The 744-nt window shown below is 72.7% G+C and carries 1 protein-coding gene; it reads right to left on the reverse strand.

Annotated elements, in window-relative coordinates; translation table 11 throughout:
• Positions 1-744: TolC family protein (locus G3N62_RS35660; protein WP_206141571.1), on the reverse strand; the 744-nt coding region annotated here is incomplete at both ends.

Consider the following 744-nt stretch of genomic DNA (forward strand, 5'->3'; position numbering starts at 1 on the left):
CCCCACACGCCGCTCTCCCGATCCCCGCGCGAGCGCGAGGCCGCGATCGGGGCCGGCGCCGAGCAGGATCGCGAGCGCGATGCGCGCGCTGTCGATCGCCTGCGCCGCGCGGGCCTGCTCGCGCGTTGCCGCCGCGACTTCGCTTTCCGCCTGGCGCTGCTGCGCGACGTTGTCGATGCCTTTCGTGACGCGCTGGCGCGTCAGCGACAGCGCTTCGTCGGCGCGGTCGAATTCGGCCTGCGCGACATCCTGCTGATCGAACGCATAGGCGAGATTCACGTAGGCGCGCGCGACGTTGACGGACAGCAGCACGCGCGCGGCCTGCGCATCGATCCGCGCCGCACGCGCTTCGCCGAGCGCGGCTTCCCACGTCGCCCGGCGGCCGCCCCACAGATCGAGATCCCAGCTCAGGCCGAGATTGATCTCGCGTGTGTGGCTGAAGACACCGCCGCCCTGGTCCGTCGAAAACTGCGTGCCGGACGTGCGTTCGCCCTTCGCGCTCGCGCGGCCGACGAGGTGCGGCAGTCGCGCGGCCTGCGCTTCGATCACCAGCGCCTGCGCCTCGCGCGCACGCGCATCGGCGGTCGCGAGATCGGGATTGCCGGCCAGCGCTTCGTCGATCAATGCATCCAGCTGCGCATCGTGCAACGCAAGCCACCAGTCGGCGGCCGGCCAGTCGGCGATCGGCGCATGCGCGAGGCTGCGCGACGCGGCGAGCGTATCGGCGCCGCGCAGCGTGCCGGC

Source organism: Burkholderia sp. Tr-20355, assembly GCF_017104685.1.
Lineage (GTDB): Bacteria > Pseudomonadota > Gammaproteobacteria > Burkholderiales > Burkholderiaceae > Burkholderia > Burkholderia seminalis.